This window comes from Enterobacter cloacae complex sp. SHL009 (genome assembly GCF_049237205.1).
Classification (GTDB): Bacteria; Pseudomonadota; Gammaproteobacteria; order Enterobacterales; family Enterobacteriaceae; genus Enterobacter; species Enterobacter cloacae_M.
The window spans coordinates 392,969-414,722 of sequence record NZ_JBMKIW010000001.1; the positions used below are offsets into that span (position 1 = coordinate 392,969).

Genomic DNA, 21,754 nt, shown 5'->3' on the forward strand with positions numbered 1-21,754 from the left:
ATTGGTTTAATAACCACCAAATCGGTTGCGCGAAACGGGGAGCTGGCCGGATAAAAGTAAATATAAGCATAGAAAAATGAGTGGCGCTAATGGCTGACGATATTTAGAATCGCCAACCATGAAAACAGAGACTCCAGCCGTAAAAATGGTTGCCATCGCCGAAGATGACGCGGGGCAACGTATCGATAACTTTTTGCGCACCCAGTTGAAAGGTGTGCCAAAGAGCATGATTTACCGCATCCTGCGTAAGGGCGAAGTGCGGGTGAACAAAAAACGCGTGAAGCCCGAGTACAAACTCGAGGCGGGCGATGAAGTGCGTATTCCGCCGGTGCGCGTTGCGGAACGTGAAGAAGAGACCGTTTCACCGAAGCTACAGAAAGTGGCGGCCCTGAGCGATGTGATCCTGTACGAAGATGACCACATTCTGGTGCTCAATAAACCGTCAGGAACAGCTGTTCATGGCGGTAGCGGCCTGAGCTTCGGCGTGATTGAAGGGCTGCGAGCCCTGCGCCCGGAAGCACGCTTCCTTGAACTGGTGCACCGTCTTGACCGTGATACCTCTGGCGTACTGCTGGTGGCGAAAAAGCGTTCTGCGCTGCGTTCGCTGCATGAACAGCTGCGTGAAAAAGGGATGCAGAAAGACTACCTGGCGCTGGTGCGCGGTCAGTGGCAGTCCCATGTAAAAGTAGTGCAGGCGCCGCTGCTGAAGAATATTCTGCAAAGCGGCGAACGTATTGTCCGCGTAAGCCAGGAAGGGAAACCGTCTGAGACACGCTTTAAAGTTGAAGAGCGCTATGAGTTTGCCACGCTGGTGCGCTGCAGTCCGGTGACAGGTCGTACCCATCAGATCCGCGTGCATACGCAGTTTGCAGGGCACCCAATTGCCTTTGATGACCGCTATGGCGACCGCGAGTTTGATAAGCAGCTGGCGGGGACGGGGCTGTCGCGTCTGTTCCTGCATGCGGCAGCGCTGAAGTTTACCCATCCAAATACGGGGGAAGTCATCCGTATTGAAGCGCCGCTGGACGAGCAGTTGAAACGCTGTCTTAAGGTTCTGCGCGGCTGATTTTGCTTCCCCCCTCTCCCTGTGGGAGAGGGCTGGGGTGAGGGCATCAGGCCGCAACCTTCCAGTCATATGGTCAGCGGATTACACTCTTCTCGTCTTAACATCTGACACAGGGCAATCAGCGGTAACCCCACCAGCGTGTTGGGATCGCGTCCGTCCAGCTTGTCGAACAGCGCAATCCCCAATCCTTCACTTTTAAAGCTTCCCGCACAGTTCAGCGGACGTTCCCGGCGCACATAATCCACGATCTCTTGCTCGCTGAGATGGCGGAAGTGTACGTCGAACGGCTCGCATTCGGTTTGCAGATGACCGGTGGCGGAGTTATAGAGCGCCAGGCCGGTATAAAAGGTCACGATAGTGCCTCGCGCACGCAGAAGCTGCTGACAGGCGTTCTCCTCCGTATGGGGCTTGCCGGTGATTTCGCCGTCCAGCACGCAAACCTGGTCTGAGCCTATAATCAAATGTGCGGGGTAACGTGCGGCCAGCGACTGCGCTTTCTCTTTAGCAAGACGCATCACCAGATGACGCGGTGATTCGCCCGGCTGTGGCGTCTCATCCACCTCTGGCGCGGCGCATTCAAACGGGATCCCGAGCTTTTCCAGCAGCGTTCGGCGGTAGGGAGATGTGGAAGCAAGGACGAGATTTGGCATATTTTTATCACCAGATATAGCGTATCGATGCCAGCCATTTTAAACTACAGGCCGCAATGTGTGCGAATAATTGGCAAAAGGCAGCTCTGGTTGCCTTTTTCTTTGACTCTATGACGTTACAAAGTTAATATGCGCGCCCTATGCAAAAGGTAAAATTACCCCTGACTCTTGATCCGGTTCGTACGGCTCAAAAACGCCTCGATTACGAAGGTATCTATACTTCCGATCAGGCTGAGCGTATTGCCGAATCCGTAGTCAGTGTGGACAGTGATGTAGAATGCTCCATGTCGTTCGCTATCGACAACCAGCGTCTCGCCGTTTTAACCGGTGATGCAAAGGTGACGGTAACGCTCGAGTGTCAGCGTTGCGGGAAACCGTTTGTACAGCATGTTCACACAACGTATTGTTTCAGTCCGGTTCGTTCTGACGAACAGGCTGAAGCACTCCCGGAAGCGTATGAGCCGATTGAGGTTAACGAATTCGGTGAAATCGATCTTCTGGCTCTGGTTGAAGATGAAATCATCCTCACCTTGCCAGTGGTTCCGGTGCATGATTCTGAACACTGTGAAGTGTCCGAGGCGGACATGGTCTTTGGGGAACTGCCTGATGAAGCGCAAAAACCAAACCCATTTGCCGTATTAGCCAGCTTAAAGCGTAAGTAATTGAGGAGTAAGGTCCATGGCCGTACAACAGAATAAACCAACCCGTTCCAAACGTGGCATGCGTCGTTCCCATGACGCGCTGACTGCAGTTACCAGCCTGTCTGTAGACAAGACTTCTGGTGAGAAACACCTGCGTCACCACATCACCGCTGACGGTTTCTACCGCGGCCGCAAGGTTATCACTAAGTAATCACGCGCAAGCGTGATTAGGCTTAGTGAGGATTTCCCCGTGCAAACGGGGAATTTACCGAACCAGGCTGCGACGATACCTTGACACGTCTAACCCTGGCGTTAGATGTCATGGGGGGGGATTTTGGCCCTTCCGTGACAGTGCCTGCAGCATTGCAGGCACTGAATTCTAATTCGCAACTCACACTCCTTTTAGTCGGCAATCCCGACACAATCACGCCATTACTCGCAAAAGCTGACTTTGAACAACGTTCGCGTCTGCAGATTATCCCTGCGCAGTCAGTTATTGCCAGTGATGCCCGACCCTCGCAGGCCATTCGCAATAGTCGTGGCAGCTCTATGCGGATAGCGCTGGAGCTGGTGAAAGAAGGGCGAGCTCAGGCTTGCGTCAGCGCGGGGAATACCGGCGCGCTGATGGGCCTCTCGAAATTGCTGCTCAAACCTATTGAAGGTATTGAGCGTCCGGCGCTGGTAACGGTGTTACCGCATCAGCAGAAGGGCAAGACGGTAGTGCTCGATTTGGGCGCTAACGTCGACTGTGATAGTACTATGCTGGCTCAGTTTGCCGTGATGGGATCGGTGCTGGCAGAAGAAGTTGTCGGAATCAACACTCCCCGTGTTGCGTTACTGAACATTGGTGAAGAAGAGACCAAAGGCCTGGACAGCATTCGCGAAGCGGCTGAATTGCTCAAACAGGTTCCCTCCATCAACTATATTGGTTATCTCGAAGCCAATGAGTTGTTGACGGGTAAAACGGATGTTCTGGTGTGCGATGGCTTCACCGGGAACGTCACGTTGAAGACCATGGAAGGGGTCGTACGCATGTTTCTTTCTCTGCTGAAATCTCAGGGAGAAGGTAAAAAAAGCGCCTGGTGGCTGATTTTATTGAAGCGTTGGTTACAAAAGAGCCTGACGCGGCGATTCAGTCACCTCAACCCCGACCAGTATAATGGCGCCTGTCTGTTAGGATTGCGCGGCATCGTGATTAAGAGTCATGGCGCCGCCAATCAGCGAGCATTTGCTGTCGCGATTGAACAGGCAGTGCAGGCGGTGCAGCGACAAGTCCCTCAGCGGATTGCCGCTCGCCTGGAATCTGTATTAGCTAAAAGTGACTGAGCGTACATGTATACGAAGATTTTAGGTACCGGCAGCTACCTGCCAAAACAAGTGCGTACTAACGCCGATCTGGAAAAAATGGTAGATACGTCTGACGAGTGGATTGTCACGCGCACAGGTATCCGTGAACGTCGTATTGCCGCGCCAGACGAAACCGTGTCGACCATGGGTTACGAAGCCGCACAGCGTGCTATCGAAATGGCGGGCATTGATAAAGAACAGATTGGTTTGATCGTGGTCGCCACGACGTCTGCCACACATGCTTTCCCAAGCGCGGCATGCCAGGTGCAGAACATGCTCGGTATTAAAGGCTGTCCGGCGTTTGACGTCGCTGCCGCGTGCGCAGGCTTCACCTATGCGCTGAGCGTCGCCGATCAGTACGTGAAATCCGGTGCCGTTAAATATGCGCTGGTGATCGGTGCTGACGTGCTGGCGCGTACCTGCGATCCAACCGATCGTGGAACGATCATTATTTTTGGTGATGGTGCGGGCGCGGTGCTGCTGGGGCAGTCCGAAGAGCCGGGTATCATCTCTACGCATCTGCATGCTGATGGCAGCTACGGCGAACTGTTGACCCTGCCTAACGCCGATCGCGTTAATCCGGACAACTCGATTTACCTGACTATGGCAGGGAACGAGGTGTTCAAGGTGGCGGTAACCGAGCTTGCACATATCGTTGATGAAACGCTGGAAGCGAATAACCTTGAGCGTACCGCGCTCGACTGGCTGGTGCCGCATCAGGCGAACCTGCGTATCATCAGCGCGACCGCGAAAAAGCTGGGCATGTCGATGGATAACGTTGTCGTGACGCTGGATCGTCACGGCAACACCTCTGCGGCGTCGGTACCGTGCGCATTTGATGAAGCGGTACGCGATGGACGAATCAAACGGGGCCAGCTGGTCTTGCTTGAAGCCTTCGGTGGCGGGTTCACCTGGGGTTCCGCGCTGGTTCGTTTCTAGTATAAGGAATAAAAAATGACGCAATTTGCTTTTGTGTTCCCGGGCCAGGGCTCTCAAACCGTTGGGATGTTGTCTGAAATGGCAGCACACTATCCGGTAATTGAAGAGACTTTCCGTGAAGCTTCTGATGCACTGGGTTATGATTTATGGGCGCTGACCCAGCAGGGTCCGGCCGAAGAACTGAACAAAACCTGGCAGACTCAGCCAGCGCTGCTGACCGCGTCCGTTGCGCTGTGGCGCGTCTGGCAGCAGCAGTGCGGTAAAGCGCCAGCGCTGCTCGCGGGTCATAGCCTGGGTGAATACTCTGCGCTAGTGTGTGCCGGCGTGATCGCGTTTGCTGACGCGGTACGTCTGGTGGAACTGCGCGGTAAATTCATGCAGGAAGCGGTGCCGGAAGGTACGGGCGGCATGTCTGCCATCATCGGTCTGGATGATGCTGCAATTGCAAAAGCGTGTGAAGAATCTGCTGAAGGCCAGGTTGTCTCTCCGGTAAACTTCAACTCGCCGGGCCAGGTGGTTATTGCCGGTCATAAAGAAGCGGTTGAACGCGCGGGTGCGGCCTGTAAAGCAGCGGGTGCTAAGCGTGCGCTGCCACTGCCGGTCAGCGTGCCGTCTCACTGTGCTCTGATGAAGCCTGCCGCCGAGAAGCTGGCGGTTGAGCTGGAAAAAATAACGTTTAACACACCGACGATTTCCGTTGTGAACAACGTCGATGTGAAATGCGAAACCGCACCGGAAGCTATCCGCGACGCGCTGGTTCGCCAGCTCTACAGCCCGGTACAGTGGACCAAAACCGTTGAGTTTATGGCCTCTCAGGGCGTTGGGCACCTGTATGAAGTCGGCCCAGGTAAAGTCCTCACCGGTCTGACAAAACGTATTGTTGACACCCTGACAGCCTCGGCGATTAACGAGCCGGAAGCGATGTCAGCGGCACTCTCGCAATAAAAGAGGAATACCATGAGTTTTGAAGGAAAAATCGCCCTGGTCACTGGCGCAAGCCGCGGTATCGGGCGTGCAATTGCTGAAACACTGGTTGCGCGCGGCGCGAAGGTGATTGGTACAGCAACCAGCGAGAATGGCGCTCAGGCCATCAGCGAGTATCTGGGTGCAAACGGTAAAGGTCTGGTACTGAATGTGACTGAACCTGCATCTATTGAATCTGTTCTGGAAAATATTCGCGCAGAGTTTGGTGAAGTGGATATTCTGGTAAACAATGCCGGGATCACTCGCGATAACCTGTTAATGCGAATGAAAGACGACGAGTGGAACGATATCATCGAAACCAACCTGTCATCTGTATTCCGTCTGTCAAAAGCGGTAATGCGCGCTATGATGAAAAAGCGTCATGGTCGTATTATCACTGTCGGTTCTGTGGTTGGTACCATGGGAAATGCTGGTCAGGCTAACTACGCTGCGGCGAAAGCAGGTCTGATTGGTTTCAGTAAGTCGCTGGCGCGTGAAGTTGCGTCCCGCGGTATTACGGTAAACGTTGTTGCTCCGGGCTTTATTGAAACGGACATGACGCGTGCGCTGACTGATGAGCAGCGTGCGGGTACGCTGGCGGCAGTTCCGGCGGGTCGTCTTGGCGACCCTAAAGAAATCGCCAGTGCGGTTGCATTTTTAGCCTCTGACGAAGCGGGTTACATCACTGGTGAGACCCTCCACGTCAACGGCGGGATGTATATGGTTTAACCACGATGAAAAATATTTGCGTTATTAGGGCGAATGGCCTCAAAATAACGTAAAATCGTGGTACGAACTGCCGGGATTTAGTTGCAAATTTTTCAACATTTTATACACTACGAAAACCATCGCGAAAGCGAGTTTTGATAGGAAATTTAAGAGTATGAGCACTATCGAAGAACGCGTTAAGAAAATTATCGGCGAACAGCTGGGCGTTAAGCAGGAAGAAGTTGTGAACTCCGCTTCCTTCGTTGAAGACCTGGGCGCAGATTCTCTTGACACCGTTGAGCTGGTAATGGCTCTGGAAGAAGAGTTTGATACTGAGATTCCGGACGAGGAAGCTGAGAAGATCACCACCGTTCAGGCTGCCATTGATTACATCAACGGTCACCAGGCGTAAGTGAACATCTCCAGGCGGTCATTCGACCGCCTGAGTTTTATCTTTATTTAGTCCCACGAATCTCTTTTTTTTATCCCTCCCTGGAGGACAAACGTGTCTAAGCGTCGTGTAGTTGTGACCGGACTTGGCATGTTGTCTCCTGTCGGCAATACCGTAGAGTCTACCTGGAAAGCTCTCCTTGCCGGTCAGAGCGGCATCAGCCTAATCGACCATTTCGATACTAGCGCCTATGCAACAAAATTTGCTGGCTTAGTAAAGGATTTTAACTGTGAAGATATCATCTCGCGCAAAGAACAGCGCAAGATGGATGCCTTCATTCAATATGGAATTGTCGCTGGCGTTCAGGCCATGCAGGATTCTGGTCTTGAAATTACGGAAGAGAACGCAACCCGTATCGGCGCCGCTATCGGCTCCGGGATTGGCGGTCTTGGTCTGATCGAGGAAAACCATACATCTCTGATGAATGGCGGCCCGCGTAAGATCAGCCCGTTCTTCGTTCCGTCCACGATTGTTAACATGGTGGCGGGTCACCTGACCATCATGTTCGGCCTGCGTGGGCCAAGCATTTCAATCGCGACTGCCTGTACGTCTGGCGTACATAACATCGGCCAGGCCGCGCGCATTATTGCGTACGGCGATGCAGATGCTATGGTTGCGGGCGGTGCTGAAAAAGCCAGTACCCCACTGGGTGTCGGCGGTTTCGGTGCGGCGCGTGCGCTGTCTACCCGTAATGATAATCCGCAGGCGGCGAGCCGTCCGTGGGATAAAGATCGTGACGGCTTCGTGCTGGGCGACGGGGCGGGCATGATCGTACTGGAAGAATACGAACACGCGAAAAAACGCGGCGCGAAAATTTATGCTGAAATCGTTGGTTTCGGCATGAGCAGCGATGCTTACCACATGACGTCTCCTCCTGAGAACGGCGCGGGTGCTGCGCTGGCGATGGAAAACGCGATTCGTGATGCGGGTATTACCCCAGCACAAATTGGCTACGTGAACGCGCACGGTACTTCTACACCTGCAGGCGATAAAGCTGAAGCTCAGGCGGTTAAGTCTATCTTCGGCGAATCTGCCAGCCGCGTAATGGTGAGCTCAACCAAGTCCATGACCGGTCACCTGCTGGGTGCGGCGGGTGCGGTAGAGTCAATCTACTCCATCCTTGCGCTGCGCGATCAGGCTGTTCCGCCAACCATCAACCTGGATAACCCGGATGAAGGTTGCGATCTGGACTTCGTTCCTCACGAAGCGCGTCAGGTTAGCGGTATGGAGTACACCCTGTGTAACTCCTTCGGCTTCGGTGGTACCAACGGTTCTCTGATCTTCAAAAAGATCTGATCCTGACGTCCCTGTCGCATTTAAAAAGGTCCGCTTGCCGGGCCTTTTTTATTAAGCCTAATCTTCTTGTCGGCTGCATGACATCCTGCCAGACTAATTGCCCACGCATAAGGAGCCACCATGTTTTTAATCAATGGCCTTGAGCAGGACACGCTGCCTGCCAGCGACAGGGCGATACAGTTCGGTGATGGTTGCTTTACGACGGCGCGCATTCTGGACGGCGATGTCTGCTTGCTGGAGGCGCACATTCGACGCCTGCAGCATGGCTGTGAAAAGCTCATGATCCCCTTTACGCACTGGGACACGCTGCGTCAGGAAATGTGCGAGCTGGGAACCGGGAAGGACAGCGGCGTACTCAAAGTCATCATCAGCCGCGGCAGTGGTGGCCGGGGTTACAGCGCTGCATCGTGCCTCAACCCAACGCGTATCCTCTCCGTTTCTGCTTATCCCGCGCATTATTCTCGCTGGCGAGAAGACGGCGTCACGCTGACGCTGAGCCCTGTACGAATGGGACGAAACCCGATGCTGGCCGGGCTTAAGCATCTCAACCGCCTCGAGCAGGTGCTCATTCGTACTCATCTTGAACAGACGGACGCCGATGAGGCGCTGGTTCTTGACAGCGAAGGGTTCATTACGGAATGCTGTGCGGCTAATTTACTCTGGCGGCAGGGGGAAAAGGTGTTCACTCCGTCGCTGGAATACGCTGGCGTAAATGGGTTAATGCGTCAGTTTTGTCTGCAACAGCTGGCACGCTCTGGCTTTCGCGTTGTCGAAGTTAGCGCAGGAGAAGCGGCGCTACGGACCGCCGATGAAGTCATCATCTGCAATGCGCTGATGCCTGTTGTACCCGTCCGTGCGTATGGTCAACAACGCTGGTCTTCGCGCGAGCTGTTTCAGTTTTTAGCCCCGATATGTGAGCAAACCAGATAGTCATGAAAAAAATGTTGCGCTTTGTCCTTATTCTCATCGTTGCGCTGGGCGTCGCCGGCGGAGCGGGCGTATGGAAAGTTCGCCAGCTGGCGAACAGCAAGATCCTGGTTAAAGACGAAACGATCTTTACCCTGAAAGCGGGAACCGGCCGTCAGGCGCTTGGGGAACAGCTCTATGGCGACAAGATTATCAATCGTCCACGGGTATTCCAGTGGCTATTGCGCGTGGAGCCTGAGCTGTCACATTTCAAAGCTGGTACCTATCGCTTTACGCCGGGAATGACCGTCAGAGAGATGCTGCAGCTGCTGGAAAGCGGTAAAGAAGCCCAGTTCCCACTGCGGTTTGTGGAAGGGATGCGCCTGAGCGATTACCTCAAACAGCTGCGTGACGCGCCGTATATCAAACATACCTTAAAAGACGATAGCTATCAGACGGTGGCAGAAGCGCTGAAGCTTGAACATCCGGAATGGGTGGAAGGCTGGTTCTGGCCAGACACCTGGATGTACACGGCAGGCACGACCGATGTGGCTATCCTAAAGCGGGCGCACAAAAAAATGGTTGCCGCCGTAGATGCCGCCTGGGAAGGGCGGATGGAAGGATTGCCTTACAGCGATCCGAACCAGTTCGTGACCATGGCCTCGATCGTCGAGAAAGAGACTGCCGTCGCTGCTGAGCGCGATCGGGTGGCGTCGGTATTTATCAACCGTCTGCGCATCGGCATGCGCCTGCAAACCGATCCTACCGTTATCTACGGCATGGGAGAGAGCTATATGGGCAAGATTTCCAGAAAAGATCTGGAGACGCCAACGGCGTATAATACCTACGTGATAAGCGGTTTGCCGCCAGGCCCGATTGCCACGCCGAGCGAAGCGTCGCTGAAAGCCGCCGCGCATCCGGCTAAAACACCGTATCTCTATTTTGTGGCTGATGGAAAAGGGGGGCATACCTTTAACACCAACCTTGCCAGCCACAATCGCTCTGTTCAGGACTATCTGAAGGCACTTAAGGAAAAAAATGCGCAGTAAATACATTGTCATTGAGGGACTCGAAGGGGCGGGTAAAACCACTGCCCGCAACGTGGTGGTGGATACGCTCAAAGCGCTTGGCGTGGCGGACATGGTATTTACCCGCGAGCCGGGCGGCACGCAGCTGGCTGAAAAGCTGCGCAGCCTGGTACTGGATATCAAATCCGTCGGCGACGAAGTTATCACTGACAAGGCCGAAGTGCTGATGTTCTACGCGGCGCGCGTTCAGCTGGTTGAGACGGTGATCAAACCCGCCCTGGCCGAGGGCAAGTGGGTGATCGGCGACCGTCACGATCTGTCGACTCAGGCGTATCAGGGCGGAGGACGCGGCATCGAGCAGACAATGCTCGCAACGCTGCGTAATGCCGTATTGGGTGATTTTCGCCCCGACCTGACGCTCTATCTGGATGTGACCCCGGAAGTGGGCCTCAAGCGTGCCCGCGCGCGCGGCGAGCTGGACCGCATTGAACAAGAGTCGTTTGATTTCTTTAACCGCACCCGCGCGCGCTATCTTGAGCTGGCCGCACAGGACAGCTCAATTTGTACCATTGATGCGACGCAGTCCCTGGACGACGTCACGAGCGACATTCAACACACCATTACGCAGTGGGTGCAGGAGCAGCAGGCATGAAATGGTATCCATGGTTGCGCCCACACTTTGAACAGCTGATCGGCAGCTATCAGGCGGGTCGGGGGCATCATGCGTTACTGATTCAGGCATTGCCAGGGATGGGTGATGATGCGCTGATTTATGCCATCACCCGTTTTCTGATGTGTCAGCAGCCGGAAGGGCACAAGAGCTGTGGTAAATGCCGTGGCTGCCAGCTCATGCAGGCGGGGACGCATCCAGACTACTACACCCTTGAGCCTGAGAAGGGCAAAAGCGCGCTCGGTATTGATGCCGTGCGTGAAGTCAGTGAAAAATTGTATGAGCACGCGCGACTGGGCGGCGCTAAAGTGGTCTGGCTTAAAGACGCCACCTTGCTTACCGAGGCGGCGGCTAACGCCCTGCTTAAAACCCTGGAAGAGCCGCCGGTTAAAACGTGGTTTTTCCTCTCATGCCGTGACCCGGGACGATTACTGGCGACGTTGCGCAGCCGTTGTCGTCTTCATCACCTGGCGGTACCTCAGGAATCGTGGGCGCTGAGCTGGCTTGAACGAGAGGTGACAACGTCACCAGAGGGTGCGCTGTCCGCCTTGCGCCTGAGCAGCGGCGCGCCCGCAGCGGCGCTGGCACTACTGCAGCCTGACGTCTGGTCAGAGCGAGAAACGCTCTGCCGGGCCCTGGATGCCTCACTGAACAGTCAGGACTGGCTAAGTTTACTGCCTGCGCTTAACAGCGATCGGGCCGTTGAGCGTCTGCACTGGCTGGCCTCCTTGCTGTTGGATGCGCTCAAAATCCAGCAGGGGGCTACGCTTCTGACCAACCCGGACGCGTTGCCGCTGGTGAATACACTGGCGAACCGCCTCTCAGTGAAGATTCTTCACGCGATGCTCCATGACATCTGCCAGAGCCGTGAACAGCTTTTAACCGTGACGGGTCTTAATCGCGAGCTTTTACTGACCGACCAGTTACTGCGTATCGAACATTACCTGCAACCCGGCGTCACACCGCCTGTTTCCCATCTCTGAGAGAGACATTATGTTTTTAGTCGACTCACACTGCCATCTTGATGGCCTGGATTATCAATCCCTGCATAAAAACGTGGATGACGTGCTGGCAAAAGCCGCTGCCCGCGATGTGAAATTCTGTCTTGCGGTGGCGACCACGCTGCCGGGCTACTGCTCCATGCGTGAGCTGGTGGGCGTTCGCGATAACGTGGTGTTCTCCTGCGGCGTGCATCCGTTGAATCAGGACGAGGCGTACGACGTTGAGGATCTGCGCCGACTGGCAGCCGAAGAGGGCGTGGTGGCGATGGGCGAGACCGGGCTGGACTATTTTTACACGCCGGAAACCAAACCGCGCCAGCAGGAGTCCTTCCGCAACCATATTCGCATTGGCCGGGAACTGAACAAGCCGGTTATCGTCCACACCCGCGATGCGCGCGCGGATACCCTGGCTATCCTCCGGGAAGAAAAGGTGACGGATTGCGGTGGCGTACTACACTGTTTCACAGAAGACAGAGAAACGGCGGGGAAGCTGCTTGATTTGGGGTTTTATATCTCGTTTTCGGGGATCGTGACGTTCCGTAACGCTGAGCAGCTGCGTGATGCTGCACGTTATGTTCCGCTCGATCGTATTCTGGTGGAGACGGATTCTCCGTACCTGGCACCGGTACCGCATCGCGGTAAAGAGAACCAGCCCGCTATGACGAGAGATGTGGCTGAGTACATGGCCGTACTGAAGGGCGTCAGCATCGATGAGCTGGCCCGCGTGACGACGGAAAACTTCTCCACGCTGTTCCATATCGACCCCGCCCGCCTGCAATCTGTCTGATACACCTGTTTTTTTTAGGCTCGTAATTAATAAGTAAAACGAGTAAAGTTCACCGCCTCATTTGGGGCGGTGAGTGTGTATTTAGACACATCCGGACATGCTTTTTGTAAATAACTGAAAGTTTTTCGACCGCCTTAAGCTGAAACGTGATAGCCGTCAAACAAACTCAGAGGGAATTATTTTACTCTGTGTAATAAATAAAGGGCGCTTAGATGTCCTGTCCACGGCACGGTACTCCCCCCGGGCCAATGCGTGAAAGCGTAAAAAAAGCACAAATACTCAGGAGCACTCTCAATTATGTTTAAGAATGCATTTGCTAACCTGCAAAAGGTCGGTAAATCGCTGATGCTGCCAGTATCCGTACTGCCTATCGCAGGTATCCTGCTGGGTGTCGGTTCTGCTAACTTCAGCTGGCTGCCAGCCGTAGTGTCCCACGTGATGGCCGAAGCAGGCGGTTCTGTCTTTGCTAACATGCCACTGATCTTCGCGATCGGTGTGGCTCTGGGCTTCACCAATAACGACGGCGTTTCTGCGCTGGCTGCAGTGGTTGCCTACGGCATCATGGTGAAAACCATGGCTGTGGTTGCGCCGCTGGTTCTGCATTTACCGGCAGAAGAGATCGCCGCGAAACACCTGGCGGACACCGGTGTTCTGGGCGGTATCATCTCCGGTGCGATTGCAGCGTATATGTTTAACCGCTTCTATCGCATCAAGCTGCCTGAGTATCTGGGCTTCTTCGCGGGCAAGCGTTTCGTTCCGATCATCTCTGGTCTGGCAGCGATTTTCACTGGCGTGATCCTGTCCTTCATCTGGCCACCAATCGGCTCTGCTATCCAGACCTTCTCTCAGTGGGCTGCTTACCAGAACCCGGTTGTGGCGTTTGGTATCTACGGCTTCATCGAGCGTTGCCTGGTGCCATTCGGTCTGCACCACATCTGGAACGTTCCATTCCAGATGCAGATTGGTGAATTCACCAACGCAGCAGGCCAGGTATTCCACGGCGATATCCCACGTTATATGGCGGGCGACCCAACTGCAGGTAAACTGTCTGGTGGCTTCCTGTTCAAAATGTACGGTCTGCCAGCCGCGGCGATTGCTATCTGGCACTCTGCTAAGCCAGAGAACCGTGCAAAAGTGGGCGGTATCATGATCTCCGCAGCGCTGACCTCGTTCCTGACCGGTATCACCGAGCCGATCGAGTTCTCCTTCATGTTCGTTGCGCCGATCCTGTACGTTATCCACGCGATTCTGGCGGGCCTGGCGTTCCCAATCTGTATCCTGCTGGGTATGCGTGACGGTACGTCCTTCTCTCACGGTCTGATCGACTTCATCGTTCTGTCCGGCAACAGCAGCAAACTGTGGCTGTTCCCAATCGTGGGTGCGTGCTATGCCGTTGTTTACTACACTATCTTCCGCGTGCTGATTAAAGCACTAGACCTGAAAACTCCGGGTCGTGAAGATGCGACAGAAGACAGCAAAGCTGGCGCTACCAGCGAAATGGCTCCGGCACTGGTCGCAGCGTTCGGCGGTAAAGAGAACATCACTAACCTGGACGCGTGCATCACTCGTCTGCGTGTGAGCGTTGCCGACGTCGCGAAAGTAGACCAGCCGGGTCTGAAAAAACTGGGCGCAGCGGGCGTAGTTGTTGCAGGTTCTGGTGTACAGGCAATCTTCGGTACCAAATCCGATAACCTGAAAACCGAAATGGATGAGTACATCCGCAGCAACTAAGTTGTGACCTGGGGAGACTAAGGCAGCCGAATGGCTGCCTTTTTTATTTGTGTCTTAAAAAACGCCACTGAGACGCGAGAGCGGTCACTCTTCAGTCAGCTGATGAACATTCAGGAAAGAAATCGAGGGAGGAGGTTGAAAGGACAGGAGAAACTCGCTCATACTCTTGGATTGTGTCACACACCGATTCCGGGAGTGTGTTTACAGCGGACGCATTGCGCCAGATTAAACAAAAAAGGAAAAGGTCATGGCTGAAGAAACGATTTTCAGTAAAATTATCCGCCGCGAAATTCCGTCAGATATCGTCTATCAGGATGAACTGGTGACGGCTTTCCGGGACATTTCCCCTCAGGCTCCGACGCACATCCTTATCATTCCCAATATTCTGATTCCGACTGTAAACGACGTAAAAACCGAGCATGAAGTGGCGTTAGGTCGTATGCTGACGGTGGCTGCCAAAATCGCTGAACAGGAAGGGATTGCAGAAGACGGTTACCGTCTGATCATGAACTGCAACCGCCATGGTGGCCAGGAAGTTTATCATATTCACATGCATCTGCTGGGTGGACGTCCTCTGGGGCCGATGCTGGCACATAAAGGTCTTTGACATGCTGAAAGGGCGTATTGCAGCGCTGGTAATGGCGATGATGATTGTGGGGTGCAGCTCGCGTCCGGCGATCCCCGTGAATGATGAACAGACGCTGGTCATGGAATCTTCCGTGCTTGCTGCGGGCATCACGGCGCAACAGCCCGCGTTGACTATCAGTGAAATCAACTCATCTGCCTCCTCTACGCTCTTTAATGAAAGACATGAACCAGTGACGGTCCACTACCGTTTTTTCTGGTATGACGTAAGAGGTCTTGAAATGCATCCGCTGGAGGCGCCGCGCAGCGTCACCATTCCGGCCAGGTCGTCGGTAACGCTCTATGGCAGCGCCAACTATCTGGGTGCGCATAAGGTGAGACTTTATCTTTATCTCTGAGGGGTGAACCTTGATTAAAAATTTGAGCCGCTATGCGCTCGTGACAGCTTTCGCTCTGTTTCTCGCAGGGTGTGTGACCCGAACTGAACAGCCTGCGCCTGTGGAAGAGGCTAAACCGGGTACTGAACAGCCGACGCCGCCAACGCAGCAGCAGCCAACCGTGCCGTCTGTACCGTCTATTCCGGCGCAGCCAGGCCCGATTGAGCATCCGGACCAGACGTCACAGCCCACGCCGCGCGTGCGCCATTACGACTGGAACGGGGCAATGCAGCCGATGGTAGGCAAAATGCTGCAGGCGCAGGGCGTGACGGCGGGCAGCGTGTTGCTGGTCGACAGCGTCAACAACCGTACCAACGGTTCGCTGAACGCGGGTGAGGCGACGGAAACCCTGCGCAATGCTCTGGCTAACAACGGTAAGTTTACGCTGGTCTCGGCTCAGCAGCTCGCGGTAGCCAAACAGCAGCTGGGCCTGTCGCCGCAGGATAGCCTCGGCACCCGCAGCAAGGCGATCGGCATTGCCCGTAACGTTGGTGCACAGTATGTGCTGTACTCTAACGCCACCGGTAACGTGAACACCCCAGCCCTGCAGATGCAGCTGATGCTGGTTCAGACAGGCGAAATTATCTGGTCAGGTAAAGGTGCGGTTACGCAACAATGACAGCACGCGTGAAGAGATTCTGACGCGCTATTTTCCTCAGTACCGCCTTATCGCGCCGCAGGCCCATTCCGGGCTTGGCGGCGCGAGTTGCATTATAGAGCAGGGCGAACGACGTCTGGTCTTGCGGCAAAATCACGCCCCCTCTGCTCCTGCCTCTCATTTTCGTCGTCAGTTTCGTGCCCTGAGACGTCTTCCGGCGGATCTCGTACCTGCCCCTCGTTTTTTCAGACAGGGCTGGATCGCCGTGGACTATCTGGAAGGTGAAGTTAAAAGCGCGCTGCCGGACACGCCGGAGCTTGCGGCGATGCTGTATCATCTGCACCGGCAGCCACGCCTGGGGTGGCGAACGACGTTATTCCCTCTACTGGAACATTACTGGCAGCAAGCCCTGCCAGACAGACGTACTCCAGTGTGGCTGGCACATCTCAAGCGGCTGCGTAAAACGGGCGAGCCGCAGCCGATTCGGCTCGCGCCGTTGCATATGGATGTTCATGCCGGGAATATTGTTCATACGCCAGCGGGCATCAGGCTTATCGACTGGGAGTATGCGGGAGATGGCGATGTGGCGCTGGAGCTGGCGGCAGTCTGGACAGAGAGTGAAGCCGCGCGGCAGATGCTCATCAGGGGCTACGCCCGGATGGCACATATTGACCCCGACGCGCTGAGGCGTCAGGTCAAACGCTGGCGGCCCTGGGTCGTCATGTTAATGGCTGGCTGGTTTGAAATGCGCTATCGGCAGTCCAGAGAGAAACAATTTATTGCGCTGGCAGACGATGCCTGGCGTCAGTTACAAACTAAAGGATAAGAGAGGTGGATGTGGGTCCAGTCATGTTGGATGTAGAAGGGTTTGAGCTGGATGCGGAGGAGCGTGAAATTCTGGCGCATCCGCTGGTGGGTGGACTGATCCTGTTTACCCGCAACTATCACGATCCGGCGCAGCTGCGTGAGCTGGTGCGTCAGATCCGCGCCGCATCGCGCAATCATCTGGTGGTGGCCGTCGATCAGGAAGGCGGACGCGTGCAGCGTTTTCGCGACGGTTTTACCCGTCTCCCGGCAGCCCAGTCATTTGCCGCGCTGCTCGGCACAGAAGAGGGTGGAAAACTGGCGCAGGAGGCCGGCTGGCTGATGGCCAGCGAAATGATTGCCATGGATATCGACATCAGCTTTGCCCCGGTGCTGGATGTAGGGCATATCAGCGCTGCCATTGGCGAGCGCTCATACCATGAAGACCCGCGTATTGCGCTGGCAATGGCGACCCGGTTCATCGACGGCATGCACGATGCCGGGATGAAAACCACCGGGAAACACTTCCCGGGTCACGGGGCGGTGACGGCGGATTCTCACAAAGAGACCCCGCGCGATCCTCGCCCGGAAGCGGAGATTCGCGCCAAAGATATGTCGGTTTTCCAGTCGCTTATCACCGATAACAAGCTGGATGCCATTATGCCCGCGCACGTGATTTACAGCGACGTCGACCCGCGTCCTGCCAGCGGTTCTCCGCACTGGCTGAAAACCGTTCTGCGCCAGGAACTGGGCTTCAACGGCGTGATTTTCTCTGACGATTTGTCGATGGAAGGGGCCGCGATCATGGGCAGCTACGCTGAACGCGGTCAGGCATCTCTGGATGCAGGTTGCGATATGATCCTGGTCTGCAATAATCGTAAAGGTGCCGTTAGCGTGCTGGATAACCTGTCGCCGATCAATGCAGAGCGTGTTACACAATTGTATCATAAAGGTTCATTTAGCCGTCAGGAGCTGATGGATTCGGCGCGCTGGAAGACGGTCAACGCCCGGCTTGAAGACCTGAATGAGCGCTGGCAGGCACATAAAGCCAGCCTGTAAACCCTCCCGGAAGGCGTAGCGTGGTGAGAAGACGATGATCATCTATTTACACGGTTTTGACTCAAACAGTCCTGGTAATCATGAGAAGGTGCTGCAGCTGCAGTTTATCGATCCGGATGTACGGTTGATCAGCTACAGCACGCGCCATCCGAAGCATGATATGCAGCATCTGCTCAAAGAGGTGGACAAGATGTTGCAGCTCAACGTCGACGATCGGCCGTTGATTTGCGGCGTGGGGCTGGGCGGCTACTGGGCGGAGCGGATTGGCTTCCTGTGCGACATTCGCCAGGTGGTGTTCAATCCTAATCTGTTCCCGAACGAGAACATGGAAGGCAAAATTGACCGCCCGGAAGAGTATGTCGATATTGCGACCAAGTGCGTGAGCAACTTCCGTGAGAAAAACCGCGACCGCTGCCTGGTGATCCTTTCGCGTAATGATGAAGCGCTCAACAGCCATCGTGCAGCAGAGCTCCTGCATCATTACTATGAGATCGTCTGGGACGAAGAACAGACCCACAAGTTCAAAAACATCTCTCCGCATCTGCAGCGTATCAAAGCGTTTAAAACGCTGGGTTAATCAATTACCCGCATGCATCAAAGCCCGGCCGCGAAAGCGTACCGGGCTTTCTTTTTGACCAGAATTGTCTACTTTTAAGCCATCAAAACTTGATGCATATCAATTTTGGTATGACCAATGCGCCTGACGTGGTATTCTCAATGCACCTGAATGGTTTCAGTGCTGTAACCTGTTGTTAACTAAGGGTTATTTTTATAACTTTTAATTAACAATTGGTTAATAATTTGAGGGGGTCACGTTGACTACGCCATTGAAAAAGATAGTGATTGTAGGCGGTGGTGCTGGCGGGCTGGAGCTGGCTACACAGCTGGGCAAGAAGCTGGGTCGCGGTAAAAAAGCCAAAATTACGCTGGTCGATCGTAACCACAGCCACCTGTGGAAACCGCTGCTGCACGAAGTGGCGACCGGTTCTCTGGATGAGGGCGTGGACGCGCTCAGCTATCTGGCGCACGCGCGCAACCATCATTTCCAGTTCCAGCTGGGCTCGGTGGTGGACATCAACCGTGAAAGCAAAACCATCACCCTGGCAGAGCTGCGCGATGATAAAGGGGATCTGCTGGTTCCCGAGCGTAAACTGGCGTACGACACGCTGGTCATGGCGCTGGGCAGTACCTCCAACGACTTCAACACGCCGGGGGTGAAAGAGCACTGTATCTTCCTCGATAACCCGCACCAGGCGCGTCGTTTCCATCAGGAAATGCTGAACCTGTTCCTGAAGTACACCAGCAATATGGGTGCGAACGGTAAGGTGAATATCGCTATTGTCGGCGGCGGCGCGACGGGCGTTGAGCTGTCAGCGGAGCTGCACAATGCGGTGAAACAGCTGCACAGCTACGGTTATAAAGGGTTAACTAACGAAGCGCTGAACGTCACGCTGGTTGAAGCCGGTGAACGCATCCTGCCTGCGCTGCCTCCGCGTATTTCCGGTGCGGCGCACAATGAGCTCACCAAATTGGGCGTGCGGGTGCTGACGCAGACCATGGTGACCAGCGCCGACGAAGGCGGCCTGCATACCAAAGACGGCGAGTATATCAAAGCGGATCTGATGGTCTGGGCGGCAGGTATCAAAGCGCCTGACTTTATGAAAGAGATCGGCGGTCTGGAAACCAACCGCATTAACCAGCTGGTAACCGAGCCAACGCTGCAAACCACGCGTGACCCTGAAATCTTTGCTATCGGTGACTGCGCCTCCTGTGCGCGTCCTGAAGGCGGATTCGTGCCGCCGCGCGCGCAGGCCGCTCACCAGATGGCAAGCCTGGTGCTGCACAACATTCTGGCGCAGTACAAAGGCAAGCCAATGAAAGCCTATGTCTACAAAGACCACGGTTCACTGGTGTCGCTGTCAAACTTCTCTACCGTCGGCAGCCTGATGGGCAACCTGATGCGCGGCTCAATGATGGTAGAAGGGCGCATTGCCCGCTTCGTGTATATCTCCCTGTACCGCATGCACCAGATTGCGCTGCACGGCTACTTCAAAACCGGGCTGATGATGCTGGTGGGCAGAATCAACCGCGTGATCCGTCCGCGTCTGAAGCTGCACTAATCTTTCACTCCCTCCGGGCCCTCCGGAGGGAGTTTTTAGCATTTCATGCTGTAGATCACAGTTTGACTGCTTAAGAGTTCTCCTAAATACAATATATCTCCTCTTAACGCTCCTTTTTTGATCCTTTATCTTATTGGCGAAGCCGTGCCTCCATTGCAAAATTGTTACCAATAGCAACAAAGGAGGAAGTCCCGTGAATAAATCAATGTTGGCGGGTATAGGGATTGGCGTCGCGGCTGCGTTAGGTGTGGCTGCCGTTGCCAGTCTCAACGTATTAGATCGCGGCCCGCAGTATGCACAGGTGGTTTCTGCTACACCGATTAAAGAAACCGTAAAAACCCCTCGTCAGGAGTGCCGCAACGTTTCCGTGACGCACCGTCGTCCGGTGCAGGATGAAAACCGCATTGCCGGTTCTGTTCTGGGTGCGGTAGCGGGTGGCGTAATTGGTCACCAGTTCGGCGGCGGCCGGGGTAAAGACGTAGCGACCGTGGTCGGCGCGCTGGGTGGCGGTTATGCCGGTAACCAGGTGCAGGGCGCGATGCAGGATAATGATACCTACACCACGACTCAGCAACGCTGCAAAACCGTCTATGATAAGTCGGAAAAAATGCTGGGCTATGACGTGACGTACAAAATTGGCGATCAGCAGGGCAAAATCCGCATGGATAGAGACCCGGGCACGCAAATTCCACTGGATGGAAACGGCCAGCTGGTTCTGAATAACAAAGTGTAAAAAAGATGTTCTCTGAATTTAGCTCCTCATGCGCTCAGGCTGAGGAGCTTTTTTTTGCTTTAGATTTTGAGTAGCTCAGGCCACAGCCGCAGCGTGGTTTCGCTAATATTCTGCAGTTTTTCCAGCGTGGCCCCTTCACGGGCGCTGATCGACATCCCCTGCAAAATACAGCTCAGGTATTGTGCCAGCAGCTGAGGGTTGCATTGCGCGGGGAGTTCACCGCGCTGCTGGCGCTGAGCCAGAAAGGCGCTGAGGGTCTCCTCCTGCATCGCATGCCGCGATTTCACCGTATTGGCAATCTCTTTGGAGGACGCCGCAAGGGTGGCAGAAGTGTTAATCATAAAGCAGCCCGCAGGCGTCTCTTTACTGGTAAAGCAGGTCGCGACGGCGGTGAAATAGTCGCGAAGCGCCTGTTCAACGCTTTTCTCTTCGCAGAACAGCTGGGCTTCATGTTTCGCCGCAAAACGCGAAATGTATCTGTCCAGCACCGCCCTGAACAGTCCCTCTTTATTGGTAAATTCGGCATACAGCGTCGGCGCTTTGGCTCCGGTGGCTTCTACCAGATCGGAAAGCGAGGTTGCTTCATACCCATGTTGCCAGAAGAGAGTCATGGCCTTATCAAGCGCTGCATCCCTGTCAAACACTTTTGGTCGGCCACGGCTTTTCTTCGCACAACTCGTGACATCGGTTGTCATTTGCCGTTGGTCCTCTGTTGGTTTGGTGAATGACCATTATAAAAATAAACGCAACCCACCACCAGTGCAGAATGCTTAAAAATAAATTAATCATATATGTATGAAAAATAACAATTTTAAAATTAAGTTAATGGTCGTTATAAAATTATGTTGACGCGTGACCTGGATCACGTTTATGATTTACCTATCGATCGTTAACTAAATGATTAACGACCTCCAAATTCATCTGCTAAAGGTAAACATCATGAAAAACGTAAAAACCCTCATCGCTGCTGCTGTTCTGAGTTCACTCTCTTTCGCAAGCTTTGCTGCTGTACAAGTGCAATCCACCCCTGCTGACCAGCATAAAGTCGGGACAATCTCCGCGTCTGCCGGTACTAACCTGGGTTCACTGGAAGATCAGCTGGCACAAAAAGCGCAAGAGATGGGTGCTAAATCTTACCGCATCACCTCTGTGACCGGTCCTAACACCCTGCACGGCACTGCGGTCATCTACAAATAAGCCGGGCATAAACCCTCATTTATGCCACTGCAATAAA

At 54.4% G+C, this 21,754-nt stretch carries 26 protein-coding genes; 24 read left to right on the plus strand and 2 right to left on the minus strand.

Going from position 1 to position 21,754, the window contains the following annotated elements:
• Positions 1-118: 118 nt before the first annotated feature.
• Positions 119-1,066 (plus strand): 23S rRNA pseudouridine(955/2504/2580) synthase RluC, encoded by a 948-nt coding sequence (rluC, locus tag ACOTZC_RS01865; RefSeq protein ID WP_024909023.1) that lies wholly within the window; start codon positions 119-121, stop codon positions 1,064-1,066.
• A gap of 65 nt (positions 1,067-1,131) precedes the next feature.
• On the opposite strand, the gene ACOTZC_RS01870 is transcribed toward rluC, so the two are convergent.
• Positions 1,132-1,716, minus strand: a complete 585-nt coding sequence (locus ACOTZC_RS01870) for a Maf family protein (protein ID WP_045620260.1) — start codon at positions 1,714-1,716, stop codon at positions 1,132-1,134.
• A 140-nt stretch (positions 1,717-1,856) separates the two neighbouring features.
• Here ACOTZC_RS01870 and yceD point away from each other — a divergent pair, with 140 nt between their 5' ends.
• From yceD to ACOTZC_RS01980, 22 genes are all read left to right on the plus strand, one after another.
• Positions 1,857-2,378: a 23S rRNA accumulation protein YceD gene (yceD, locus tag ACOTZC_RS01875; RefSeq protein ID WP_014883375.1), complete on the plus strand. Its 522-nt coding sequence runs from the start codon at positions 1,857-1,859 to the stop codon at positions 2,376-2,378.
• Positions 2,379-2,394: 16 nt separating this feature from the next.
• Positions 2,395-2,568 (plus strand): 50S ribosomal protein L32, encoded by a 174-nt coding sequence (gene rpmF, locus ACOTZC_RS01880; protein WP_003857964.1) that lies wholly within the window; start codon positions 2,395-2,397, stop codon positions 2,566-2,568.
• A gap of 80 nt (positions 2,569-2,648) precedes the next feature.
• On the plus strand, positions 2,649-3,683 hold the full coding sequence (plsX, locus tag ACOTZC_RS01885) for a phosphate acyltransferase PlsX (RefSeq protein ID WP_059290957.1): 1,035 nt from the start codon (positions 2,649-2,651) through the stop codon (positions 3,681-3,683).
• Between the two features lie 6 nt (positions 3,684-3,689).
• The gene (locus ACOTZC_RS01890; RefSeq protein ID WP_023311150.1) at positions 3,690-4,643 is read left to right on the plus strand and encodes a beta-ketoacyl-ACP synthase III; all 954 of its coding nucleotides are present in this window, start codon (positions 3,690-3,692) and stop codon (positions 4,641-4,643) included.
• A 15-nt stretch (positions 4,644-4,658) separates the two neighbouring features.
• Positions 4,659-5,588, plus strand: coding sequence for an ACP S-malonyltransferase (gene fabD / locus ACOTZC_RS01895; protein WP_421635563.1), 930 nt, complete (start codon positions 4,659-4,661; stop codon positions 5,586-5,588).
• Positions 5,589-5,600: 12 nt separating this feature from the next.
• Positions 5,601-6,335 (plus strand): 3-oxoacyl-ACP reductase FabG, encoded by a 735-nt coding sequence (fabG, locus tag ACOTZC_RS01900; protein WP_008500795.1) that lies wholly within the window; start codon positions 5,601-5,603, stop codon positions 6,333-6,335.
• 154 nt (positions 6,336-6,489) lie between these two features.
• Positions 6,490-6,726, plus strand: a complete 237-nt coding sequence (gene acpP, locus ACOTZC_RS01905; protein WP_003857954.1) for an acyl carrier protein — start codon at positions 6,490-6,492, stop codon at positions 6,724-6,726.
• Between the two features lie 93 nt (positions 6,727-6,819).
• Entirely contained in the window at positions 6,820-8,061 is a 1,242-nt protein-coding gene (fabF, locus tag ACOTZC_RS01910) for a beta-ketoacyl-ACP synthase II (protein WP_023311152.1), read from the plus strand.
• A gap of 120 nt (positions 8,062-8,181) precedes the next feature.
• The gene (gene pabC / locus ACOTZC_RS01915) at positions 8,182-8,991 is read left to right on the plus strand and encodes an aminodeoxychorismate lyase (RefSeq protein WP_248161222.1); all 810 of its coding nucleotides are present in this window, start codon (positions 8,182-8,184) and stop codon (positions 8,989-8,991) included.
• A gap of 2 nt (positions 8,992-8,993) precedes the next feature.
• Entirely contained in the window at positions 8,994-10,016 is a 1,023-nt protein-coding gene (gene yceG / locus ACOTZC_RS01920) for a cell division protein YceG (RefSeq protein ID WP_023311154.1), read from the plus strand.
• On the plus strand, positions 10,006-10,647 hold the full coding sequence (gene tmk, locus ACOTZC_RS01925) for a dTMP kinase (RefSeq protein WP_421635564.1): 642 nt from the start codon (positions 10,006-10,008) through the stop codon (positions 10,645-10,647). The genes yceG and tmk overlap by 11 nt, the downstream gene beginning before the upstream one ends.
• Positions 10,644-11,648 (plus strand): DNA polymerase III subunit delta', encoded by a 1,005-nt coding sequence (gene holB, locus ACOTZC_RS01930; protein ID WP_023311156.1) that lies wholly within the window; start codon positions 10,644-10,646, stop codon positions 11,646-11,648. The genes tmk and holB overlap by 4 nt, the downstream gene beginning before the upstream one ends.
• 10 nt (positions 11,649-11,658) lie before the next feature.
• Positions 11,659-12,453 (plus strand): metal-dependent hydrolase, encoded by a 795-nt coding sequence (locus ACOTZC_RS01935; RefSeq protein WP_126304398.1) that lies wholly within the window; start codon positions 11,659-11,661, stop codon positions 12,451-12,453.
• A gap of 297 nt (positions 12,454-12,750) precedes the next feature.
• Entirely contained in the window at positions 12,751-14,184 is a 1,434-nt protein-coding gene (gene ptsG / locus ACOTZC_RS01940; RefSeq protein WP_023311158.1) for a PTS glucose transporter subunit IIBC, read from the plus strand.
• A gap of 247 nt (positions 14,185-14,431) precedes the next feature.
• Entirely contained in the window at positions 14,432-14,791 is a 360-nt protein-coding gene (gene hinT, locus ACOTZC_RS01945) for a purine nucleoside phosphoramidase (RefSeq protein WP_006809243.1), read from the plus strand.
• Between the two features lies 1 nt (position 14,792).
• The gene (locus ACOTZC_RS01950; protein ID WP_023311159.1) at positions 14,793-15,167 is read left to right on the plus strand and encodes a YcfL family protein; all 375 of its coding nucleotides are present in this window, start codon (positions 14,793-14,795) and stop codon (positions 15,165-15,167) included.
• Positions 15,168-15,177: 10 nt separating this feature from the next.
• Positions 15,178-15,825: a penicillin-binding protein activator LpoB gene (gene lpoB, locus ACOTZC_RS01955; RefSeq protein WP_023311160.1), complete on the plus strand. Its 648-nt coding sequence runs from the start codon at positions 15,178-15,180 to the stop codon at positions 15,823-15,825.
• On the plus strand, positions 15,806-16,630 hold the full coding sequence (gene thiK, locus ACOTZC_RS01960) for a thiamine kinase (RefSeq protein ID WP_421635565.1): 825 nt from the start codon (positions 15,806-15,808) through the stop codon (positions 16,628-16,630). Before lpoB ends, thiK begins: the two co-directional genes overlap by 20 nt.
• An 11-nt stretch (positions 16,631-16,641) precedes the next feature.
• On the plus strand, positions 16,642-17,667 hold the full coding sequence (nagZ, locus tag ACOTZC_RS01965) for a beta-N-acetylhexosaminidase (protein WP_023311162.1): 1,026 nt from the start codon (positions 16,642-16,644) through the stop codon (positions 17,665-17,667).
• 34 nt (positions 17,668-17,701) lie between these two features.
• The gene (gene ycfP / locus ACOTZC_RS01970) at positions 17,702-18,244 is read left to right on the plus strand and encodes an alpha/beta hydrolase YcfP (RefSeq protein WP_008500781.1); all 543 of its coding nucleotides are present in this window, start codon (positions 17,702-17,704) and stop codon (positions 18,242-18,244) included.
• A gap of 238 nt (positions 18,245-18,482) precedes the next feature.
• Positions 18,483-19,787 carry an NAD(P)/FAD-dependent oxidoreductase gene (locus ACOTZC_RS01975; protein ID WP_023311163.1) on the plus strand — a complete coding sequence of 435 codons (1,305 nt, stop codon included), beginning with the start codon at positions 18,483-18,485 and terminating at the stop codon, positions 19,785-19,787.
• Positions 19,788-19,980: 193 nt separating this feature from the next.
• Entirely contained in the window at positions 19,981-20,520 is a 540-nt protein-coding gene (locus tag ACOTZC_RS01980; RefSeq protein ID WP_045401896.1) for a glycine zipper 2TM domain-containing protein, read from the plus strand.
• Positions 20,521-20,579: 59 nt separating this feature from the next.
• Here the strand turns inward: ACOTZC_RS01980 and ACOTZC_RS01985 are convergent, their stop codons facing one another.
• Positions 20,580-21,215, minus strand: a complete 636-nt coding sequence (locus tag ACOTZC_RS01985; protein ID WP_023311164.1) for a TetR/AcrR family transcriptional regulator — start codon at positions 21,213-21,215, stop codon at positions 20,580-20,582.
• A gap of 244 nt (positions 21,216-21,459) precedes the next feature.
• Between ACOTZC_RS01985 and bhsA the strand changes: the two genes are divergently transcribed.
• On the plus strand, positions 21,460-21,717 hold the full coding sequence (bhsA, locus tag ACOTZC_RS01990) for a multiple stress resistance protein BhsA (RefSeq protein ID WP_023616599.1): 258 nt from the start codon (positions 21,460-21,462) through the stop codon (positions 21,715-21,717).
• The last annotated feature ends 37 nt before the right edge of the window (positions 21,718-21,754 follow it).

Coding starts and splice junctions, on each gene's coding strand:
- rluC (WP_024909023.1), top strand. CDS start 119: ATGAAAACAGAGACTCCAGCCGTAAAAATGGTTGCCATCGCCGAAGAT.
- ACOTZC_RS01870 (WP_045620260.1), bottom strand. CDS start 1,716: ATGCCAAATCTCGTCCTTGCTTCCACATCTCCCTACCGCCGAACGCTG.
- yceD (WP_014883375.1), top strand. CDS start 1,857: ATGCAAAAGGTAAAATTACCCCTGACTCTTGATCCGGTTCGTACGGCT.
- rpmF (WP_003857964.1), top strand. CDS start 2,395: ATGGCCGTACAACAGAATAAACCAACCCGTTCCAAACGTGGCATGCGT.
- ACOTZC_RS01890 (WP_023311150.1), top strand. CDS start 3,690: ATGTATACGAAGATTTTAGGTACCGGCAGCTACCTGCCAAAACAAGTG.
- fabD (WP_421635563.1), top strand. CDS start 4,659: ATGACGCAATTTGCTTTTGTGTTCCCGGGCCAGGGCTCTCAAACCGTT.
- fabG (WP_008500795.1), top strand. CDS start 5,601: ATGAGTTTTGAAGGAAAAATCGCCCTGGTCACTGGCGCAAGCCGCGGT.
- acpP (WP_003857954.1), top strand. CDS start 6,490: ATGAGCACTATCGAAGAACGCGTTAAGAAAATTATCGGCGAACAGCTG.
- pabC (WP_248161222.1), top strand. CDS start 8,182: ATGTTTTTAATCAATGGCCTTGAGCAGGACACGCTGCCTGCCAGCGAC.
- yceG (WP_023311154.1), top strand. CDS start 8,994: ATGAAAAAAATGTTGCGCTTTGTCCTTATTCTCATCGTTGCGCTGGGC.
- tmk (WP_421635564.1), top strand. CDS start 10,006: ATGCGCAGTAAATACATTGTCATTGAGGGACTCGAAGGGGCGGGTAAA.
- holB (WP_023311156.1), top strand. CDS start 10,644: ATGAAATGGTATCCATGGTTGCGCCCACACTTTGAACAGCTGATCGGC.
- ACOTZC_RS01935 (WP_126304398.1), top strand. CDS start 11,659: ATGTTTTTAGTCGACTCACACTGCCATCTTGATGGCCTGGATTATCAA.
- ptsG (WP_023311158.1), top strand. CDS start 12,751: ATGTTTAAGAATGCATTTGCTAACCTGCAAAAGGTCGGTAAATCGCTG.
- hinT (WP_006809243.1), top strand. CDS start 14,432: ATGGCTGAAGAAACGATTTTCAGTAAAATTATCCGCCGCGAAATTCCG.
- ACOTZC_RS01950 (WP_023311159.1), top strand. CDS start 14,793: ATGCTGAAAGGGCGTATTGCAGCGCTGGTAATGGCGATGATGATTGTG.
- ycfP (WP_008500781.1), top strand. CDS start 17,702: ATGATCATCTATTTACACGGTTTTGACTCAAACAGTCCTGGTAATCAT.
- ACOTZC_RS01985 (WP_023311164.1), bottom strand. CDS start 21,215: ATGACAACCGATGTCACGAGTTGTGCGAAGAAAAGCCGTGGCCGACCA.
- bhsA (WP_023616599.1), top strand. CDS start 21,460: ATGAAAAACGTAAAAACCCTCATCGCTGCTGCTGTTCTGAGTTCACTC.